Source organism: Cryptosporangium arvum DSM 44712 (genome assembly GCF_000585375.1).
GTDB lineage: Bacteria > Actinomycetota > Actinomycetes > Mycobacteriales > Cryptosporangiaceae > Cryptosporangium > Cryptosporangium arvum.
Genome location: NZ_KK073874.1, coordinates 7,324,888 through 7,344,950, shown reverse-complemented (window position 1 = coordinate 7,344,950; position 20,063 = coordinate 7,324,888). Strand labels below are relative to the sequence as shown.

Annotated in this window: 18 protein-coding genes; 12 read left to right on the top strand and 6 right to left on the bottom strand. The window is 71.2% G+C overall.

Annotated elements, in window-relative coordinates:
* Positions 1-2: 2 nt before the first annotated feature.
* Together mnmA and CRYAR_RS33590 are read left to right on the top strand one after the other, a co-directional pair.
* Positions 3-1,085 (top strand): tRNA 2-thiouridine(34) synthase MnmA, encoded by a 1,083-nt coding sequence (mnmA, locus tag CRYAR_RS33595; RefSeq protein ID WP_035857202.1) that lies wholly within the window; start codon positions 3-5, stop codon positions 1,083-1,085.
* 74 nt (positions 1,086-1,159) lie between these two features.
* Positions 1,160-3,322 (top strand): glycosyltransferase family 39 protein, encoded by a 2,163-nt coding sequence (locus CRYAR_RS33590; protein WP_035857201.1) that lies wholly within the window; start codon positions 1,160-1,162, stop codon positions 3,320-3,322.
* On the opposite strand, the gene CRYAR_RS33585 is transcribed toward CRYAR_RS33590, so the two are convergent.
* Positions 3,323-3,814 (bottom strand): ArsR/SmtB family transcription factor, encoded by a 492-nt coding sequence (locus CRYAR_RS33585; RefSeq protein ID WP_035857200.1) that lies wholly within the window; start codon positions 3,812-3,814, stop codon positions 3,323-3,325.
* 57 nt (positions 3,815-3,871) lie between these two features.
* Here CRYAR_RS33585 and CRYAR_RS33580 point away from each other — a divergent pair, with 57 nt between their 5' ends.
* The 4 genes from CRYAR_RS33580 to CRYAR_RS33565 all read left to right on the top strand — a co-directional run bounded on the left by CRYAR_RS33580 (position 3,872) and on the right by CRYAR_RS33565 (position 8,722).
* Positions 3,872-4,759, top strand: coding sequence for a S41 family peptidase (locus tag CRYAR_RS33580; protein ID WP_035868776.1), 888 nt, complete (start codon positions 3,872-3,874; stop codon positions 4,757-4,759).
* A 54-nt stretch (positions 4,760-4,813) separates the two neighbouring features.
* Positions 4,814-5,842: a uroporphyrinogen decarboxylase/cobalamine-independent methonine synthase family protein gene (locus CRYAR_RS33575; RefSeq protein ID WP_051572312.1), complete on the top strand. Its 1,029-nt coding sequence runs from the start codon at positions 4,814-4,816 to the stop codon at positions 5,840-5,842.
* Positions 5,839-8,067 carry an NAD-dependent DNA ligase LigA gene (gene ligA / locus CRYAR_RS33570; RefSeq protein ID WP_051571290.1) on the top strand — a complete coding sequence of 743 codons (2,229 nt, stop codon included), beginning with the start codon at positions 5,839-5,841 and terminating at the stop codon, positions 8,065-8,067. Before CRYAR_RS33575 ends, ligA begins: the two co-directional genes overlap by 4 nt.
* Positions 8,068-8,203: 136 nt before the next feature.
* Complete coding sequence (locus CRYAR_RS33565; RefSeq protein ID WP_157018278.1) at positions 8,204-8,722, top strand: hypothetical protein; 519 nt, start codon at positions 8,204-8,206, stop codon at positions 8,720-8,722.
* A gap of 882 nt (positions 8,723-9,604) precedes the next feature.
* Here CRYAR_RS33565 and CRYAR_RS33560 read toward each other — a convergent pair.
* From CRYAR_RS33560 to arfB, 3 genes are all read right to left on the bottom strand, one after another.
* The gene (locus CRYAR_RS33560) at positions 9,605-10,366 is read right to left on the bottom strand and encodes an SDR family NAD(P)-dependent oxidoreductase (RefSeq protein WP_035857197.1); all 762 of its coding nucleotides are present in this window, start codon (positions 10,364-10,366) and stop codon (positions 9,605-9,607) included.
* 37 nt (positions 10,367-10,403) lie between these two features.
* Complete coding sequence (locus CRYAR_RS48260; protein WP_211247766.1) at positions 10,404-10,877, bottom strand: ATP-binding cassette domain-containing protein; 474 nt, start codon at positions 10,875-10,877, stop codon at positions 10,404-10,406.
* A 508-nt stretch (positions 10,878-11,385) separates the two neighbouring features.
* Complete coding sequence (gene arfB / locus CRYAR_RS33550) at positions 11,386-11,811, bottom strand: alternative ribosome rescue aminoacyl-tRNA hydrolase ArfB (protein ID WP_035857195.1); 426 nt, start codon at positions 11,809-11,811, stop codon at positions 11,386-11,388.
* Between the two features lie 58 nt (positions 11,812-11,869).
* Here arfB and CRYAR_RS33545 point away from each other — a divergent pair, with 58 nt between their 5' ends.
* The 4 genes from CRYAR_RS33545 (at position 11,870) to gatB (ending at position 15,908) form a co-directional block, all read left to right on the top strand.
* Entirely contained in the window at positions 11,870-12,535 is a 666-nt protein-coding gene (locus CRYAR_RS33545) for an NAD(P)H-binding protein (protein ID WP_035857194.1), read from the top strand.
* A gap of 84 nt (positions 12,536-12,619) precedes the next feature.
* The gene (gene gatC, locus CRYAR_RS33540; protein ID WP_035857193.1) at positions 12,620-12,919 is read left to right on the top strand and encodes an Asp-tRNA(Asn)/Glu-tRNA(Gln) amidotransferase subunit GatC; all 300 of its coding nucleotides are present in this window, start codon (positions 12,620-12,622) and stop codon (positions 12,917-12,919) included.
* A 2-nt stretch (positions 12,920-12,921) separates the two neighbouring features.
* Positions 12,922-14,439, top strand: coding sequence for an Asp-tRNA(Asn)/Glu-tRNA(Gln) amidotransferase subunit GatA (gene gatA / locus CRYAR_RS33535; RefSeq protein WP_035857192.1), 1,518 nt, complete (start codon positions 12,922-12,924; stop codon positions 14,437-14,439).
* Positions 14,436-15,908: an Asp-tRNA(Asn)/Glu-tRNA(Gln) amidotransferase subunit GatB gene (gatB, locus tag CRYAR_RS33530; protein WP_245620551.1), complete on the top strand. Its 1,473-nt coding sequence runs from the start codon at positions 14,436-14,438 to the stop codon at positions 15,906-15,908. Before gatA ends, gatB begins: the two co-directional genes overlap by 4 nt.
* A gap of 43 nt (positions 15,909-15,951) precedes the next feature.
* Here the strand turns inward: gatB and CRYAR_RS33525 are convergent, their stop codons facing one another.
* Entirely contained in the window at positions 15,952-16,989 is a 1,038-nt protein-coding gene (locus CRYAR_RS33525; RefSeq protein WP_035857191.1) for an aminotransferase class V-fold PLP-dependent enzyme, read from the bottom strand.
* A 131-nt stretch (positions 16,990-17,120) separates the two neighbouring features.
* On the opposite strand from CRYAR_RS33525, the gene CRYAR_RS33520 reads away from it, so the two are divergent.
* Entirely contained in the window at positions 17,121-17,636 is a 516-nt protein-coding gene (locus tag CRYAR_RS33520) for a sigma-70 family RNA polymerase sigma factor (RefSeq protein ID WP_051571289.1), read from the top strand.
* Positions 17,626-18,420 carry a hypothetical protein gene (locus CRYAR_RS33515; RefSeq protein ID WP_035857190.1) on the top strand — a complete coding sequence of 265 codons (795 nt, stop codon included), beginning with the start codon at positions 17,626-17,628 and terminating at the stop codon, positions 18,418-18,420. The genes CRYAR_RS33520 and CRYAR_RS33515 overlap by 11 nt, the downstream gene beginning before the upstream one ends.
* Here CRYAR_RS33515 and CRYAR_RS33510 read toward each other — a convergent pair.
* Positions 18,380-20,050 (bottom strand): metallophosphoesterase family protein, encoded by a 1,671-nt coding sequence (locus CRYAR_RS33510; protein ID WP_051571288.1) that lies wholly within the window; start codon positions 20,048-20,050, stop codon positions 18,380-18,382. The genes CRYAR_RS33515 and CRYAR_RS33510 overlap by 41 nt on opposite strands.
* Between the last annotated feature and the right edge of the window lie 13 nt (positions 20,051-20,063).

Here is a 20,063-nt window from a genome sequence, read left to right as displayed (position 1 = left end):
CGATGCGTGTCCTGGCGGCGATGTCCGGCGGAGTCGACTCCGCGGTGGCGGCTGCCCGCGCGGCCGAGGCCGGTCACGACGTCACCGGCGTCCACCTGGCGCTCTCGCCGTCGCCGCAGCAGCACCGGCTCGGCGCCCGTGGCTGCTGCACGGTCGAAGACTCCCGGGACGCCGCCCGCGCGGCCGACGTCATCGGTATCCCGTTCTACGTCTGGGCGATGGCCGACGAGTTCGGCCGCGACGTCGTCGACGACTTCGTGGCCGAGTACGCGGCCGGGCGCACGCCGAACCCGTGTCTGCGGTGCAACGAGAAGATCAAGTTCGAAGCCGTGCTCGACCGGGCGCTGGCCCTCGGCTTCGACGCCGTGGTGACCGGCCACCACGCCCGGTTGAGCGGGCTCGAGCTGCGGCGCTCGGTCGATTTCGGCAAGGACCAGTCCTACGTCCTCGCGGTGCTGCGGCCCGACCAGCTCGCCCACGCGATGTTCCCGCTCGGCGACTCGACGAAGGCGGAGGTCCGGCTCGAGGCCGCCCGCCGCGGGCTCGGCGTCGCGGAGAAGCCCGATTCGCACGACATCTGCTTCATCCCCGACGGCGACACGGCCGGCTTCCTCCGCAAGTCGCTGGGGGAGGCCCCCGGTGACATCGTCGACGCGGAGACCGGTGAGGTGCTCGGCAGTCACGAGGGTGCCTACGCGTACACGATCGGCCAGCGCCGTGGCCTCAAGCTGGGCCGGCCGGCCGCCGACGGCAAGCCCCGCTACGTCCTCGACATCTCGCCGGTCGAGAACACCGTCCGCGTCGGCCCGGCCGAGGCGCTCGACGTCGACGAGGTCGTCGGTGTGCGCCCGGTCTGGACGAACGGCGAGCGCACCGAGCCGTTCGAGTGCGTCGCTCAGCTGCGGGCCCACGGCCAGACCTTCCCGGCCACCGCGGTCCCCGACGGCGGGCGCTGGGTCGTCCGGCTGCACACGCCCGCGCGGGGCGTCGCGGCCGGCCAGGCCGTCGTGCTGTACGAGGGCGACGTGGTGATCGGCTCGGCCACGATCGACTCCGCCCGGAAGGCCGTCGCCACTCCGGCTTGACCGGTTCCGACGTTCACAGGATCCGCTCAGCGGATTCACCGGAGCACATCAGGGCGGCCGCCGATCGTCGAGGCATGACCGCCACCCTCTCCCGGCCCGAACCGCTACGCGCCGTCCGGCCTGCGGGCCGGACGTTTCCGGCCCGCCGGCTCTCGGTGCTCGTGCTGCTGCTCGGCACGGCCGTGCTCTACCTCTGGAACCTCTCCGCGTCCGGCTATGCCAACGAGTTCTACGCCGCCGCGGTGCAGGCCGGTACGCGGAGCTGGAAGGCCCTGTTGTTCGGCTCGTTGGACAGCGCGAACTACATCACGGTCGACAAGCCGCCCGCCTCCCTCTGGGTGATGGGCCTGTCCGGCCGGCTGTTCGGCTTCAACAGCTGGAGCATGCTCGTGCCGCAGGCCCTGATGGGCGTCGCCGCGGTGGGGCTCCTCTACGCCGCCGTGAAACGGTGGTTCGGCCACGCGGCCGGCCTCTTCGCCGGGGCCGCGCTGGCGCTCACACCGGTCGCCGTGCTGATGTTCCGCTTCAACAACCCGGACGCTCTGCTGACGCTGCTGCTGGTGGCCGGTGGCTACGCCATGGTGCGTGCGGTGGAGTCCGGACGCACGGGCTGGCTGCTGTTGGCCGGGTCGGCGCTGGGCTTCGGTTTCCTCACCAAGATGCTCCAAGCGTTCCTCGTCCTGCCGGCCTTCGCGCTGGTGTACCTGGTGGCCGGCCCGCCCCGACTGCGTCGCCGCATCGGACAGCTCCTGCTCGCCGGTTTGGCGCTCGTGGTGTCGGCAGGCTGGTGGATCGCGCTCGTCGAGTTGTGGCCGGCGACGTCACGCCCGTACATCGGTGGCTCGGAAGGCAACAGCGCGCTGGAGCTGGCGCTGGGTTACAACGGGCTGAGCCGCCTGACCGGCGGTGAGGGCAACGGGAACGGCTTCAGCGGGACGGCGGGATTGTTCCGTTTGTTCAACGAGAACATGGGCGGCCAGATCTCGTGGCTGCTGCCGGCTTCGCTGATCGCGCTGGTGGCCGGGGTGGCCTGGACGATCCGCCGTCCGCGCACCGACCGCACCCGGGCCGGGCTGATTTTGTGGGGCGGGTGGACGCTGGTGACCGGGTTGGTGCTCTCGTTCATGGAGGGCACGGTGCACGAGTACTACACGGTGGCGATGGCACCCGGGGTGGTCGCGACGTTGGCGATATCGGGGCGTCTGCTGTGGCACGAGCGGGCAGCGGTTGTGGACGGGCGTGCGGTTGTGGGCGGGCGTGCGGTTGCGGGCGGGCGTGCGGTCGTGGGCGGGCGTGCGGTCGTGGCTCGGGTTCTGCTCGCGGCGATGGTCGGGGTGACCGGGGTGTGGAGCTATGTGCTGCTGAACCGCACCGCGGACTGGTACTCGCCGCTGCGGTACGTGGTGGTGGCCGGTGCGCTGGCGGCGGCGGCCGCGCTGGCGTTCTCCGGTCGATGGAAGAAGCTGGCGACGGTGGCGCTGCTCGCGGGCGTACTGACCGGGCTGGCCGGAAGCGGCGCCTACGCCGTGCAGACCGCGGGCACCGCCCACTCGGGCAGTACTCCGACCGCCGGCCCGGTCTCGACCGCCACGATGGGCGGCCCAGGCGGCGGCGGTAATCGCGGCGGCACTCCGCCCTCGGGCGCGATGCCGTCAGGCGGCCCCGGAGGCTCTTCGACCGGCTCGAGTGCATCCGCTGGTTCTTCTACGTCGAGTGCATCCGCAGGTTCCTCTACGTCGAGTGCATCCGCGGATTCCTCTACCTCGAGTGCATCCGCGGGTTCCTCCACGGCGGGTTCCTCCACGGCGGGTTCCTCCACGGCGGGGGGCTCGGCGTCGTCGGGGGACGGTGGTGGTTCAACGGCGGGGAGCCGACCCGGTGGAGGAGGCGGCACCACGACGAGCGCGGAGTTGAGCGCTCTACTGGCGAAGTCCGACGCGACCTGGGCCGCCGCGGTCGGTTCCTCGCAGTCCGCCGCCTCACTGGAGCTGAGCACCGGCAAGGCGGTGATGTCGATCGGTGGCTGGAGCGGCACCGACGAATCGACGACGCTGGCGAAGTTCCAGGCCCTGGTGAAGGCGGGCACGATCGGCTACTTCATCGCGGGCGGACAGGGCGGCGGCGGCGGACAGGGCGGCGGAACTGGCTCCGTGCTGACGCAGATCACCACCTGGGTGGAGGCGAACTACACGGCCACGACCGTGGGCGGAACAACGGTGTACGACCTCACCTCCTGATCACGACGTGCCTGCTGGCTGTGGTTTCCAGACCGCGGCCAGCAGGCCGTACCGCTCCGCGTCGTCACCGGCGTCTTCGAGGTCATCGATCACCTCCTCGATCGCGCTCGTGACGGCGCGTGCTTGTTCGGCGGTGAGCCGCACGTTGCGCAGGCGGCCGCCGATCTCCTCGGAGACGGCAAGTTCGTCGGCCACCGCGCGCAGCACGATCGGGGTGGCGTCCGGGTCGAGGAACGTCAGCCTTCGTGCGGCCCGCCGGTAGTAGTGCTCGGTGCCACCGCGAACCGTGCGGGTCTCCGCGATCTCCACTAGGTGTGCGGTGTACAGCACGTCCATGTGATGGGCGATGTTGCCCTTCCGTTGCTCGAGCGTCCGGGAGAGCTGGCTGATCGTCGCCGGCTGCTGGCCGAGCGCCATCAGCAATCGGTGCCGGAGCGGATGCCCCAGCGCCTTGTGCTGAGCGGGCTCGGAGATCTCCAGGTGCTCGTCCATGTCCACAAGTGTCAAGATCTCTTGACGCTTTGTCAATGACGCTGCTTCACTGTGGACATGCGAAACGGGGAGATCGTCGACCGCACCATCGAGCTGCTCGATCAGTATGTGTTTCCCGAGGTCGGCCGCCGTGCCGCCGACGCGGTGAGTGCCGCACGGGGTCGCTACGGCGACGAACTCGCGCCGGCCGAACTGGCCGCGCTGGTCACCGAAGACCTGCAGTCGATAAACGGCGACAAACACCTCCGCCTCCAGTTCACCGACGAGGCGTTACCTCTATCCACCGGCGAAAAAGACGCCGACGACGCGGTCGAGTACGAGGTGGAGGCGCGGGAGGCGGCCAGGAGGGCCGGCGGCGTTCCGAAGGTCGAGCGGCTCGAGGGCAACTTGGCGTACGTCGAGATCGAATTGCTGTGGCCGCCGGTGATCTCGGGGCCCGCGATGGCGGCGGCGATGACGCTGGCCCACGGCGCCGATGGTCTGATCCTCGATCTGCGGCGGTGCCGGGGCGGGTCGCCCGACATGGTCGCGTTCGTCTGCAGCTACCTCTTCGGGCCCGAGCCCGTGCAGCTCAACGACATCTACTTCCGCGCGTCCGACGAGACCCGGCAGTTCTGGACCCAGTCGCACGTGCCGGGGCCCTGGCTCGGGCCTGACCTGCCGGTCGTCGTGCTCACCAGCGCATTCACGTTCTCCGGCGGCGAGGAGCTGGCCTGGGACCTCAAGGAGCTCGGGCGCGCGACGCTGATCGGCGAGACCACTCGAGGCGGTGCGCATCCCGTCGACCGGATCCAGATCCATCCGCATCTGCGGGTCACGATCCCGGTGGCCCGGTCGGTGAGCCCGCGCACCGGCGGCAACTGGGAGGGCACCGGCGTGGTGCCGCACGTCGAGGTGCCGGCCGACCAAGCGCTCGCGCGCGCCGTGGCGCACCTGCTCGCATAAGGTTTCGACGTGGAATATCCGTGGCCCGAGGGTGCGGCGACCGGCGTCGGATCGATGCCGGGCACCGACGTGATCGAAAGCGTTCGCACGGTACTGGGCGAGCTGCCCGACCTGGCGTATCTACCGGAGCTGCCCAACCGCGGCCCCGGTTCGGACCTGATCGGCCGGGGCGCCTCGCTCCTGGTGGAGTTGCCGGTCGATCTGCAGCCGTCCGGGTGGCGGTTGGTCGACCGGCCCGGCCACGACCTGCGCCGGGCGCTCGACCTGATGGAGCGGGATCTCGACGCGCTGACCGAGCAGGCCGACGGCTACTCCGGGCCACTGAAGGTCCAGGCGGCGGGCGTGTGGACGCTTGCCGCATCGCTCGAGCTGCACAACGGGGTCGCGGCGGTGTCGGACCCCGGCGCCGTCCGTGACCTCGCCGAGTCGTTGCTCGACGGGCTGATCGCGCACCTCGCCGACGTCCGCAGGCGGGTGCCCGGGGCCGAGCTGCTGCTGCAGCTGGACGAGCCGACGCTGCCGGCGGTGCTGGCCGGGCACATCAAGACACCGAGCGGGTACGGGATGCTGCGGCGCCCGGAGGAACCGACGGTGGAGTCGGTGCTCGCGACGCTGGTGGAGAAGGTCGGCGTGCCGGTCGTGTTCCACTGCTGTGCCGCGGACGTGCCGTGGGGGCTGTTCCGGAGGGCCGGGGCCGTCGCGGTGTCGGCCGACCTGACGCTGCTCGGCCCCGCCGACCGGTGGAGTGCCCGCGCCATCGACACGATCGGCGAGGAGCTCGACGCCGGGCTCGGGCTGTTCGCCGGGATGGTGCCCGCGCTTCTCCCGGTGTCGGCCGTCACCACCGCTGATCAGCGCGTTGCCGCCCGCGCGCGGGAACGGAAACTGTCGGACCCGGCCACTAGCGTGGTGCCGGTACGGACGTTGTGGCAGCGGCTGGGGTTCGATCCCGCGTCGCTGGCGAGGCAGGTGGTCGTCACGCCCACCTGCGGGCTCGCCGGTGCCGGCGATGACCGTGCGCGAGCTGTGCTGACACAGGTACGCGAGGCCGGTCGCAGCCTGGTCAAGGATCCGGAGGCATGAGCGTGGACGAGACAGAGGTGCCGAACCCCGCACCGGCGGAGGTTCGCAAGCAGCACGACGCACTGGCCGAGGAGATCCTCGGTCACCAGTTCGCGTACTACGTCTCCGACGCGCCCACGGTGTCCGACGCCGACTACGACCGCATGATGCGCGAGCTCGAGGCCATCGAGGACGCCCATCCCGACCTGCGGACCCCCGAGTCGCCGACCCAGCGGGTCGGGGGCACCTTCTCCACCGACTTCACCGCGGTCGACCACCTGGAGCGGATGCTCAGCCTCGACAACGCGTTCAGCCAGGAGGAAGTCACCGAGTGGGCCGAGCGCGTCCACCGCGAGGTCGGCACCGACATCCACTACCTCTGCGAGCTCAAGATCGACGGGCTCGCGATCAACCTGCTCTACGAGAACGGCCGCCTGACCAGGGCACTGACCCGCGGCAACGGCGTCACCGGCGAGGACGTGACGCTCAACGTCCGGACGATCGCCGACGTGCCGACGGTGCTCTCCGACGACGGCGGCCACGACGTCCCGGCGCTGGTCGAGGTACGGGGAGAGATCTTCTTCCCGGTCGAGGCCTTCGGTGATCTGAACGCGAGCCTGGTCGAGGCGGGCAAGGCGCCGTTCGCCAACCCGCGCAACGCGGCGGCCGGTTCGCTGCGCCAGAAAGACCCCCGGGTCACCGCGTCGCGGCCGCTGCGGATGCTCGTGCACGGCATCGGCGCCCGCGAGGGCTTCACTCTCACCCGGCAGTCGCAGGCCTACGACCGGCTCAAGGCGTGGGGCCTGCCGGTCTCCTCGCACTACCAGGTGCTCGACACGCTCGACGAGGTGCGCGCGTACATCGAGAACTTCGGGGAGAACCGGCACTCGGTCGAGCACGAGATCGACGGTGTCGTGGTCAAGGTCGACGAGGTCGGTGCCCAGCGTCGACTCGGATCCACCTCGCGTGCTCCGCGCTGGGCGATCGCGTTCAAGTACCCGCCGGAAGAGGTCAACACCAAGCTTCTCGACATCCGCGTCAACGTCGGGCGCACCGGCCGGGTCACCCCGTACGGCGTGATGGAACCGATCCTGGTCTCCGGCTCCACCGTGGAGATGGCGACGCTGCACAACGCCAACGAGGTCAAGCGTAAGGGCGTGCTGATCGGCGACACCGTCGTGCTGCGCAAGGCCGGCGACGTCATCCCGGAGATCGTCGGGCCGGTCGCCGATTTGCGGACCGGCGACGAACGCGAGTTCGTCATGCCGACGCACTGCCCGGAGTGCGGCACCGAGCTGCGGCCGATGAAGGAAGCCGACGTCGACATCCGGTGCCCGAATTCGCGGTCCTGCCCGGCGCAGCTGCGGGAGCGGATCTTCTTCCTGGCCAGCCGGTCCGCGCTCGACATCGAGGCACTCGGTTACGAGGCGGCGATCGCGCTCACGCACCCGGACGCTCCGGAGACGCCACCGCTGGCCGACGAGGGCGACCTCTTCGCGCTGACGCCCGACGCGCTCGCCGACGTCGCGATCAAGCGAGTGAACAAGAAGACCGGCGACGAGGAGCTCGTCCCGTTCTTTTACACGAAGGGCACGCCGAAGGTCCCGTCGGTGCCCACCAAGAACACCGAGAGGCTGTTCGTCGAGATCGCGGCGGCGAAGGAGCGTCCGCTCTGGCGTGTGCTCGTCGCGCTGTCGATCCGGCACGTGGGTCCCACCGCCGCGCAGGCGCTGGCCCGATCGTTCCGTTCGATCGACCGCATCGCCGAGGCGAGCGCCGAAGAACTCGTTACTGCCGAGGGCGTCGGCCCGACGATCGCCACCGCCGTGCACGAGTGGTTCGAGATCGAATGGCACCGCGAGATCGTCGAGAAGTGGCGCGCGGCCGGCGTGCGGCTCGAAGAGGAGGCGGTCGAAGAGGGGCCGCGCCCGCTCGAGGGTGTCACGGTGGTGGTCACCGGGTCGCTGGAGGACTTCAGCCGTGACTCGGCCAAGGAGGAGATCCAGAACCGCGGCGGCAAGGTGTCGGGCTCGGTCTCGAAGAAGACCGGCTTCGTGGTGGTGGGGGAGTCGCCCGGGTCCAAGCACGACAAGGCCGTGCAGTTGAAGGTGCCGGTGCTCGACGAGGCCGGGTTCAAGGTTCTGCTCGCTGACGGCCCCGACGCCGCCCGAGCGGTAGCCACCATCGGCGACCCGAACGCCGAGACCGAGACCACCGAGGAGGCGTCAGAAGCCGACAAGGACTAGGGCGTAGTTGTGGCGGTGGCATCACGCAAGCACGACGGTGAAAACGGACCGGCGCTGCGGGGGTAGAGCTAGGTCTACCCCCGGGTCGGCACGGGGCTCCACTGTGTCTGTGGACACGGTCGGGCAGGGTGGGTCCATGACGCGAAACGAGGTGCGACGATCTCGCCCGCTGGTGGCGGCCGGTGCGGCTGCGGCGGTGCTGGTGGGGCTCGTGCTCGCGGCGTCCGCGGTGGTCGGTGGGGGTGGTGGGGCGCCGATGGTGTGGGTGCTCCTGTGCTGCGTGCCCGGCGCCGGGCTGGAGGGCGCGTTGCTGCGCTCCACACCCCGGCACCGTGCGGTCTTGGTCCTCACCGTGGTCGGGGCGTTGGCGGCCGGCGTCGTGGTGTGGCCGGTCGGCGCCGCGCTGCTCGCGGCGATCGTGGCGTTGACGTCCGTCCCGGTCGTGATCGCGCACGCCCTGCCCGGGGCTGGGATCCGCCTGCCCGCGGTCGTGTTCCGCGTGTTGGCGACGGTCGGCCTGATGGGAGTGCTGCCGGCGACCGCGACCGGAGCCTTCTGGAGCGTCGCAGCCGCCGCCGCCGCGACCGCCTTGACGGTCCACACCGTGCACCGCCGCTCCGTCTCCACCCCCACCCCAGCACCCGCCCGCCTCTGACCCGCAGAGCTTCTTCCGCACCGGCCTTCTCCGTGCCGGCCTTCTCCGTGCCGGCCTTCTCCGTGCCGGCCTTCTCCGTGCCGGCCTTTCCCGCACCGGGCCTATTCGTGAGGGCTCGTGAAGCGTGGAGGCCTTCGCCCTGCGCCTTTCCCGTGCCGGGCCTATTCGTGAGGGCTCGTGAAGTGGAGGCCTTTCGTCTCGCGCTTCCGCCCGCGTCTTCCGCCCGGGGCCCGCGTCGGCGCTGCCCAATGCCCACCGCGTCGAGGTCTTCCGCCCCAGGCCTGCCGCGTCGGAGTTGCTCACTGGGCCAACCGTGCGGGCGTTCCGTGCTGGGGCCTGATGTGCGGGTGCTCCGTACGGGACCTACGGCCGCCTGACTCACGGCGGGCCTTGAGTTGTCTGGCCCTGATGTGCTGGCTCCGCCGTGGGTAAGCCAGGCGGGATACGCCGGGCGAGGCAAGTCTGGCGGAGACCCTGTGCGGCGACCCGAATGGCGGCCCAGAAGGCGGGTCCGGCGGGCGGACCAGCGGAGCTGAACCCAGCGGGGCGCGACTCACCAGCGCGGATCGACCAGAGCGGATCCATTCATCGCAAATCCATTCAGCGCGGATCCGCCAGTGACCAGGCACGCTGCGTTCGAGCGCACGATTTCCGGCGCGCGAGATCCGGCCCCGGGCTTCCGCCCCGCAGAATCGCGACCCGTGGATTCTGCGCTGGTCGGTCCGGCGGGCCCGAAGCCGGCGGGCCCGAAGCCGGCGGGCCGGAGTTCGGCGGGCCGGAGTTCGGCGGGCCGGAGTTCGGCGGGCCGGAGTTCGGCGGGCCGAGTCCGGCGGGCCGGAACCCGCCAAGCCCGAACCCACCAGCCCAGACCCCCACCACCACTCAGGCGGTGACGCCTCCATCCAGCACCAAATCATGGCCCACCGTGAACCCCGCCTCTTCCGAGGCCAGATACAGCACCGCTGCCGCCACCTCCTCCGGCATTCCGGCCCGGCCCAGCGGCACCGAGTCGGCGAGCCTTGCGTCCCGGTCCGCCACCGACTCGCCCGGCCCGAACGACATCGGTGTGTCGATGGGGCCCGGGCTCACCGCGTTGATCCGGATGTTGTCGCCGAGGTACTCGCGCGCCGCTGTGCGGGTCAGCACGCTCACGCCGGCCTTGGTTGCGGCGTACGCGCCGAAGCCGGCCCGCCGTTCGTGGGCGCCGAGGTTCGACGCGACGTTCACGATCGTGCCGCCGCCGTGGGCCCGCATGTGCGTGACCTCGTGTTTGAGCGCGAGCCAGAGTCCGGTGAGGTTCGTGGCCAGTACCTGCGACCAGTCGTCCTCGCCCAGGTCGGCCAGCGGGGCCACCCGTCCGAGCATCCCGGCGTTGTTCACCGCGACGTGCAGGCCGCCGTGCCTCTCCACGGCGGTGGACACGGCCGCTCGCATGGCGTCGCCCTGGGAGACGTCGGCCACGACGGCGGAGGCTTTGCCGCCGGACGCGGCGATCTCCTCCACGGTGGCGTCGAGAGCGGCCGCACGGCGACCCGCCACGACGACGGTGGCGCCCTCCCGGGCGAACGCGAGCGCGGTGGTGCGCCCGATGCCGGAGCTCGCCCCGGTGACCAGTACGACCTTGTCGGTGAAGCGCTGCGCCATCGCTGTTCCTTCGATTGTCCAACGTGTACGCAGCCCATCATGCCGATTCTGTAACGATCGGTCTAGAACAAATTCGTCCGGCCACGAATTCGACGACGTGATCGGCCTCGGTTGCCAGCCGCAGGTCGTGTGTGATCAGCACGGTCGTCCGGCCGGCCATCAGACGGCGCAGCGGGCCGAGCAGGCGCCGGACGGCCTCGCTGTCCAGGCCGGTCGTGGGCTCGTCGCGCACCAGCATCGAGGTGTCGCGCACCAGCATCGAGGTGTCGCGCACCAGCGCGCGGGCGATCGCGATCCGCTGGCGCTGGCCGCCGGAGAGGAAGCGGCCGCGCCCGCCGAGCACGGTGTCGTACCCGTCGGGCCGGCTCCGGACGAACACGTTCGCGGCGGTGACGATCTCGGCATCGGTGGCGCCGACCCGGCCGAACACGAACGCACCGACGCCCCGAACGCACCGACGCCCCGAACGCACCGACGCCCCGAACGCGCCGACACCCAATACGGACGACACCGAATACGGACGACACCGCGCACCGGCCCCGATCCGACGATCTCCTCGACGTCCTCGGTGAGGCCGGGCGACGAGATCGCCATGCTCCAGCCGGTCGACGGTGCCGGGCGAGAGCGTGATCACGTGCCGAACACATGATCCCGGAGCCGGGTGACGAACCGCTCCGCCGCCGACGCCGAGAGCCAGATGGCGGTGAACTGAGCGGCCTCGCCGAGCACCACCGCCCCGATCCAGAACGCCGCCGAAAGAATCAGCGCGGACAGTTTTCCCGGCTATTTTTCCGAACAATCGCACTCCGCCGATTTCGCAACCGGTGATGACCAGCCAAAAATATCAAGACCATTCCCGAGGGTGTCCCGCGGCGGCGTGGGATGCGACGATCAGTTGCGTTCGCGCTGCGTGGAGGCCACCTGTGCTCCGTACAGTCTGGGCCGTTGACGGACACTCATCCTCTTTGTTTGCCGCTTCGGGATCAAGTCCCGGAAATCACCGGTCGATAATAAATAAATCAGTCGTCATTGTTGCGGCGCAGGCGCTTGGTCTGCGAGCGACGGGCCTTCTCGCTCAGCCGTCGTTCGACCGACCCCCGGCTCGGGCGGGTGGGGCGGCGCGGGCGCGGCGGCGGCGCGATCGCCTCGGCCAGCAGGGCGGCGAGGCGTTCCTCGGCGGCCAGGCGGTTGCGGTACTGGGAGCGATGCTCGGACGCCGCGACCGTGACGACACCCTCCACGAGCCGGCCGGCCAGCCGCTCCCGGGCGCGGTCCTTGAGCACCGGGCTCAGCGCCGAGCTGCTCTCCAGGTCCCAGGAGAGCTCCACGCGCGAGTCGGCCGTGTTCACCGATTGCCCACCGGGCCCGCTCGACCGGGAGAAACGCCAGTAGAGCTCGGCCTCCGGAACGACGACCGAGCCACGAATCCGCAGCGGCCCTGGCATATCCACAGCCTGCCACGCACCCGCGACGGATTTATCGGCGCGGGGATACGGTTGGGCCATGCGCGTAGTCATCGCTGGTGGACACGGGAAGATCGCCCTGCGGCTGGAGCGGCTGCTGAGCGGCGACGGCGATCAGCCGGTCGCGCTCATCCGCAATCCCGACCACGTCGCCGACGTCGAAGCGGCCGGTGCCGAGGCCGTCGTGCTCGACCTCGAGAACGCCTCGGTGGACGAGGTCGCGGCGGTCGTGCGCGGTGCGGACGCGGTCGTGTTCGCCGCCGGCGCCGGGCCGGGCAGCGGAGCCGCCCGCAAAGACACCGTCGACCGCGGCGCCGCGGCCCTGCTCGCCGACGCGGCCGAGGCCGCCGGGGTGGCCCGGTACCTGATGGTGTCGGCGATCGGCGTCGAGCGGGAGCTCCCGAAGGGCACCGACGAGGTCTACGTGGCCTACCACCGGGCCAAGCGGGCCGCCGACCACGATCTGATGAAGCGCGAGCTCGCGTGGACGATCATCCGGCCCGGCGCGCTCACCGACGAGCCCGGCACCGGCCGGGTCGCGCTCGACGTCGAGGTGGAGCGCGGGAGCATCTCGCGCGACGACGTGGCCGAGGTCCTGCTCGCGTCGCTGCGCCGCCCGTTCACCGCCGGGCTCGCGCTCGAAGTGGTCGAGGGCACGGTCCCGATCGTCCCGGCGCTCACCGACGCGGCCGGCGACCGCGCCTGACGCGCCCGTAACGCGGTGTGAGCCGTCGCCGCCCGCGCCGTAGGATGCCGCAAGGAATTGCTCTATACGAGGGGAAGCTTTCCCATGCCCGCCATCTCCCGCGAGGAGGTAGCGCACCTCGCCCGGCTCGCCCGGCTCGCGGTCACCGACGACGAGTTGGACATGTTCGCGGGTCAGCTCGACGTGATCCTCGGCGCGGTCGCCCGCGTCGGCGAGGTCGCCGCCGATGACATCCCGCCGACCAGCCACGCGGTGCCGCTCACGAACGTCCTCCGGCCCGACGAGGTCCGGCCGTCGATCGACCGGGAGATGGTGCTGCTCGCCGCCCCCGCCGCCGAGGACGGTCGATTCCGCGTTCCGCGCATCCTGACCGAAGAGGAGTGAGGGTGCCCGACACGGAACTCACGCAGCTGGCCGCCACCGAACTCGCCACGAAGATCGCGGACGGTGACGTCACCGCGGTCGAGGTCACCCGCGCCCACCTCGACCGGATCGCGAGCGTCGACGGTGACGTCCACGCCTTCCTGGTCGTCGACGAGGACGGGGCGATCGCCGCGGCCGAGGCCGTCGACGCGCAGAAGGCGAACGGCGAGCAGCTCGGCCCGCTGGCCGGGGTGCCGCTGGCGCTGAAAGACGTGGTCGTCACCCGCGGCCTGCAGACCACCTCGGGGTCGAAGATCCTCGAGGGGTGGATCCCGCCCTACGACGCGACGATCACGCGCAAGATGCGCGAGGCCGGCATCGTCATCCTGGGCAAGGCCAACATGGACGAGTTCGCGATGGGATCGTCCACCGAGAACTCCGCGTTCGGCGCGAGCCACAACCCGTGGGACCTCACCCGCACGCCGGGCGGCTCGTCGGGCGGCTCCAGCGCCGCGGTGGCCGCGTTCGAGGCGCCGCTGGCGATCGGCACCGACACCGGCGGCTCGATCCGCCAGCCCGCCGCGGTCACCGGCATCGTCGGGCACAAGCCGACCTACGGCGGCGTGTCGCGCTACGGCCTGATCGCGTTCTCCTCGTCGCTCGACCAGGCCGGCCCGTTCGGCCGCACGGTGCTCGACACCGCGCTGCTGCACGAGGTCATCGCCGGGTACGACCCGTGCGACTCCACCAGCCTGAACGTGCCGGTACCGCCGGTCGTGGCCGCGGCCAGGGAGGGCGCCCACGGCGACCTGTCCGGGCTCACCGTCGGCGTGGTGAAGGAGCTCGGCGGCGAGGGTTACGAGCCCGGTGTGGAGACCGCGGCCAGGAACGCGTACGCGAAGCTCGAGGAGATGGGCGCGAAGGTCGTCGAGGTCTCCTGCCCGAACTTCGGCTACGCGCTGGCGGCGTACTACCTGATCGCGCCGAGCGAGGCGTCGTCGAACCTGGCCCGCTTCGACGCGGTCCGGTACGGCCTGCGGGTCGGCGACGACGGCGTCCACAGCCTCGAAGAGGTCATGTCGCTCACCCGGGAGGCCGGGTTCGGGGCCGAGGTCAAGCGCCGCATCATGATCGGCACGTACGCGTTGAGCTCGGGCTACTACGACGCCTACTACGGGCAGGCCCAGAAGGTCCGCACGCTGATCAGCCGCGACTTCGCGGCCGCGTTCGAGACCTGCGACGTGCTGGTCAGCCCACCGACGCCGACGACGGCGTTCAAGCTCGGTGAGCGCGTCAACGACCCGATGGCGATGTACGCGGCCGACCTGTGCACGCTGCCCGCGTCGCTGGCGGGCCTGCCCGCGATCTCGGTTCCGGCCGGCACGGCGAAGGCGCCCGGCGCTGACCACGACCTGCCGGTCGGCCTGCAGATCATGGCCCCCGCCCTGGCCGACGACCGGTGTTACCGGGTGGCCGCGGCGGTCGAGGCCGCGCTGGGTGTGCTCGCCGGCCGCGCTCCCGCTCTGGAGGGATCCAAGTGACGGTAGACGTCATCGAGCGCTACGAGCCGGTCATCGGGCTCGAGACGCACGTCGAGCTGGGCACGAACACCAAGATGTGGTGCGGCTGCGCCACCGTGTTCGGCGCCGAGCCGAACACGCAGGTCTGCCCGGTGTGCCTGGGCCTGCCGGGCTCGCTGCCGGTCGTCAACGCGGCGGCGGTGGCGGCGACGATCCGGATCGGACTCGCGCTCAACTGCTCGATCGCCACCTGGTGCCGGTTCGCGCGGAAGAACTACTTCTACCCGGACATGCCGAAGAACTACCAGATCAGCCAGTACGACGAGCCGATCTGCACCGACGGTTACCTCGACGTCGAGGTGGACGGCGAGACGATCCGGGTCGAGATCGAGCGCGTCCACATGGAGGAGGACACCGGTAAGACGCTGCACGTCGGCGGCGCCACCGGTCGTATCCACGGGGCGACGCACTCGCTCGTCGACTACAACCGGGCCGGCATCCCGCTGGTCGAGATCGTGACCAAGCCGGTCGTCGGCACCGGGGAGCGAGCGCCGGAGGTCGCCCGGGCGTACGTCACCGCGCTGCGTGACGTCATCCGCGGTCTCGACGTGTCCGACGTGCGCATGGAGCAGGGCTCGATGCGCTGCGACGTGAACACGTCGCTGAACCGGCCCGGGGCGCCCTGGGGCACCCGCACCGAGACGAAGAACGTGAACTCGCTGCGCTCGGTGGAGCGGGCGGTGCGCTCGGAGATGATCCGCCAGGCCGGGGTGCTCGACGCCGGCGGCAAGATCACTCAGGAGACCCGTCACTTCCACGAGGACACCGGGGAGACCACGTCCGGCCGGAGCAAGGAAGAGGCCACCGACTACCGGTACTTCCCCGAGCCCGACCTGGTGCCGATCGCGCCGGACCCGGCGTGGGTCGAGGAGCTGCGCGCGACGCTTCCGGAGCCGCCGGCCGAGCGTCGCAAGCGCATCCAGCAGGCGTGGGGCGTGTCCGACCACGACTGGGCCTCGGTGGTGAACGCCGGAGCGGTGGAGCTCATCGGGGCCACGATCGAGGCCGGTGCCTCGCCGGAGGCGGCCCGCAAGTGGTGGATGGGCGAGCTCGCCCGCAAGGCCAACGAGACCGGCACCGAGCTCGACGCGCTGGCGATCACCCCGTCGCAGGTGGCGGAGGTTCAGGCGCTGGTCGACGCCGGGCGCATCAACGACAAGCTCGCGCGTCAGGTGCTCGACGGGGTGCTCGCGGGCGAGGGTTCGCCGGAAGAGGTCGTCGTGTCGAGGGGGCTCGAGGTCGTCAGCGACACCGGGGCGCTCGGTGCCGCGGTCGACGAGGCGATCGCGGCCAACCCCGACGTCGCCGAGAAGATCCGCAGCGGCAAGGTCGCGGCGGCCGGTGCGCTCGTCGGCGCGGTCATGAAGGCCACCAAGGGCCAGGCCGACGCGAAGACCGTCCGCGAACTGATCATCCAGAAGTTGTCCTGACGGCGGCGACGCCGTGGGGGCCGGGAGGCCGGCCCCCACGGCGTCAGCCGACCAGCGCGTTCAGCGCCAGGTCGACGTCGGACGGCGTCGTGTAGAGGTGGCAGGAGAAGCGCACCGCGCCGGCTCGCACCGCGGTGCGGACACCGGCGGCCCGCAGGCGCTCCTGGCCGGCCGCGTCCATCGGCACCGAGACGATCGCCGAGTCGCCCGCCGGTAGCCCGAGCCCGGCACGCAACGTGTTCGCCAGCCCGACGTCGTGGGCGTGCACCTCGTACGGGTCGAGCGAGGCCAGCAGCTCGAGCGACGTCGCCGTGCCCACCCAGGAGAACCACGCCGGCGAGGTGTCGAACCGCCGGGCGTCGGAGGCCAGGCGCAGCGGCAACCCGTAGATCGACGCCCAGATGTCGGCCCCGGCGTACCAGTTCGCCGCGTGCGGGGTCAGCGACTCCAACCGGTCGGGCCGCACGATCAGGAACGCGCTGCCCCGTGGCGACAGCAGCCACTTGTACGCGCCGCACACCACGTAGTCGACCCACGAGACGTCCACCGGCAGCCACCCCGTCGACTGCGTGGTGTCCAGCAGCACCGGCACCCCGGTGGCGCGCAACGCGTCCAGGTCGACCAGGCGACCGTCGGCCGACTGCACCATCGACACCGCGACCAGCGCGGTCGTCTCACGCACCGACGACGCCAGCGACGCCAGCGGCACCGAGCGGAGGGAAAGCCCGGACTGCGCGGCGAACGGGAACAGCAGCGACGTGAAGTCGTCGTCGGCGACGAGCACCTCCGAACCGGCCGGCAGCGACGCCGCGACCAGTCCCACCAGCGGCGACACCGTGGAACCGGCCGCCACCGACGACGCCGGCACCCCGGCGAGACGGGCGAACGCCTCCCGCGCGCCCACGACCGAGACGTCGAAGTCACCGGCGGTCGCCCGCCCGAGGGACCAGGCGTCGATCGCGGCCCGGACCGCGTCGACCGTGGCGCGCGGCGGAGCACCCAGGCTCGCGGTGTTGAAGAAGCCCGGGTCGGGCGTGAACTGGTTCCGGACGGCGTCGAGGCTCAGCACGCTGGTAGTCACGTGATCGACGCTAACCTGCGAACCGCCGGGCGCACCGGGCCACCGAGGCCGGAACTGGCCCGGTTCGGACCAGCAGAAAATACTTCGGCGCGGACGCAACCGGCGGGCCGTCCGCCGCGTGACAAGGGGGCGTGACTGCGGAACACGAGTTCGACGAGTTCTACACCGCGAACTTCGCGGCGATAGGCACTCAGATCGCGGCGTACCTCGGCGACCGCGCGGAAGCCGAGGACATCACCCAGGAGGCGTTCTGCCGGGCCTGGCGACGCTGGTCGCGGGTGTCGGGCTACGGCGACCCGGTGGCCTGGGTGCGTACGGTCGCGTACCGGCTCGCGGTGAGCCGCTGGCGCCGGATCCGCGTCGCGTTCGCCCACCGCCGCCAGCAGCGGGCCGAGCCGGCGCCGCCACCGGACCCGGAGTGGCTCGACCTGGTCGCCGCACTGGCCGCGTTGCCGCCGCAGCAGCGCCGGGCCGTCGTCCTGTTCTACCTGGGCGACCTGGGCATCGACGAGATCGCCGACCGGGAAGGGGTGCCCGCCGGGACGGTCAAATCGTGGTTGCACCGCGCCCGCGGCCGCCTCGCCGTCGAACTCGGCCCCGACGAAATCTCTTCCACCGACCGGACGGGAGCGCTCCGTGAACACTGATCCGCTCCGGCACAGGTTCGCCGCTTTCCGCGCCACGACGACGATGGCCGGCCCTGGTCCCGGCACCGCCAGGGCCACCGTTCGGCGCCAGCGCCGCCGGGCCGGCGTCGTCGGCGCGGTGGCCGCGGTGCTGGTGATCCTCGGGGCCGGCGCGGCCCTCGCCGGCCTGAACCAGCAACCCGAGCGTGTCGTCCCGGCCACGGACACGACCACAGCCACGGCCACCTCACCAGCCCCGAGCCCGACCGACGACTCCTGGAAACTCACGATCCGCGATGCCCGGATGGACCTGAGCGCCGTGACCAAGGGCAACTGCGGTGGCCCGGTCGTCGAGTTCCGGGACGGGCGGGCGACGGTCGCCCACGACGGCTTCGACTGGACCTACACGGTCATGGACTTCAACGCGTTCCGCGCGGACATCGACCGCGACGGCCGCCCGGACTACCTCGTCACGCTCGGCTGCACGACGGCCGGCCTGCAGGACGACGCGTGCCCGCCCGGGATGAGCGCGGAAGCCTGCGAGTTCCAGCGCCGGTCGCGCGTGGTCACGCAGCTGTTCGTGCTGCGTGGCGAACCGGACGACCTCACCGCGATCGGCGCCGTCCACGTCGGCTCCTACGCCCGGCCGCCCAGCCGGGTGACGATCGACGGCGCCGGTCGGATCAAGATCGTCACCGTGGGCTCCACCCCGCAGGACACGTACTGGTGGGCCTACCAGCCGAACGTGGGGATGAGGCTCGTGACTACGGCGTCGGGGTCACCGTCGGCGAGCCCGACGGGGTAGGGGACGGGATCACCGGCTGGGTGTTCGGGGCCGACGGGGTCACGGTCACGGTGCCGCTCGGCGTCGCCGTGACCGTGGCCGCCGGAACCGCGTTGCGCTGGCCGACGATGACCCGGCGCAGCTCCACCTGCGACTGCCCCGACCCGCTCACGGTGATCTCGTCGTATGCCTTGAGCGCGCCGTCCTGCGCGAAGTAGAGCACGGTCATCTCGAACGACTTCGGCGTGTCGCCCTGGAGGCCACGCAGGCCGGCGGCTCCCGTCGACCCCTCGATCATCAGCAGGGTGTCCTTGTCGAGCGCCTCGACTTTCCGCTCGTGGGTGTGCCCGGCCAGGATCAGCGGCCCGCGGTCCTTGAGCGGTTCGGCGGCCGCTGGTTCGTGCACCATCATGACGTCGACGGACTTCTCGTTCTCCCGGTTGTACCGCTGCACGGTGTCCGCGAGCGCGTCACCGGACTGCGCCTCGACGTCCTTGCCCGCGTTGTCGTCGCCGGTGGTCTTGTCCGGCGTGAACCGGCTGCTGCCGGCGCCGGCAACGGTCAGGCCGGCCACCTGGCGCACGGTGTCGTCGAGCACGACCGCGTTCGGGTTCGTCGCGACCGCACGAGCGACGTCGGTCGAGTCGTGGTTGCCGCGGATGAACACGTACGGCACCTTCAGCGCGGCGATGTTGCTCGCGTACAGGTTGGCCTCGGTCGCGCTGCCCCAGTCGGTCAGGTCGCCGGTGTCGAACACCGCGTTGACCTGGAACTGGTTGCCGATCGTGCCGATCACCTGCCAGGCGGTGGGGTTGTTGTGCAGGTCGCTGACGTGCATCACGCGGATCGTGTTGGGGTCGGGCTGGTAGTTCGGCAGCGTCGAGACGGCCTCGTAGACCTTGCTCATGTTGGTGAGGATCGAGACGAGCTGACCCCGGTACTGGCCGTAGTTGTCGTAGATCGACCGCGCGTCACCGATCAGCGCCGGGATGTTCGTCAGCAGCCCCTCGTAGCGGGGCTGGCTCAGGCTGTTCGGGTTGAGGGTCGCGGCCGCGATGCCGCTGCTACCGGCGAGCAGGACGACCGCCATACCGCCGGTGATCGCCGTTCGCCGGACGTCGCGGAACGCGATCGCCCCGAGCAGGACCGCGCCCAGCAGCCCCGCACCGATCGCACGCAGCGCGAGCGTCTCCAGCGCCGAGCGGACGTCTCCGGTGGTGAGGTCGGTGGCTTCCTCGATGCGTGCCGGGTCGGCGATCAGCTGCCTGGTCTCCGACTCGTTCAGCCCGTCGACCCGCGCGACCAGCCGGATCGGGCCGCTGTGGCTCTGGATCGAGATCGCGCCCAGCGGCGGGATGCGCAGCTGTGAGCCGCCGCTCAGCGACGGCTGCGCGGCCAGCTGCATCTGGAACGGGCCGATCTCGACCTCGGCCCGCCCGCCGAGCTGCAGCCCCAGCGTCGTGCCGACGAGCGCGATCAGGAACGCGAGCACGCCCGTACGCAGCCACTTCGGCCCGCGTACCGAGCGCAGCCGGGCCAGCCGGTGCCTGCCGTGCGCCGGCGCGTCCGGCTCCGTCACTGCTTTCTCGTCCGACGTCACGGGAGTGGCGTCGGCGTCGTCGGGCGGCGTCGGAATCGAGTCAGAACCCACGATGTCTTCTCTT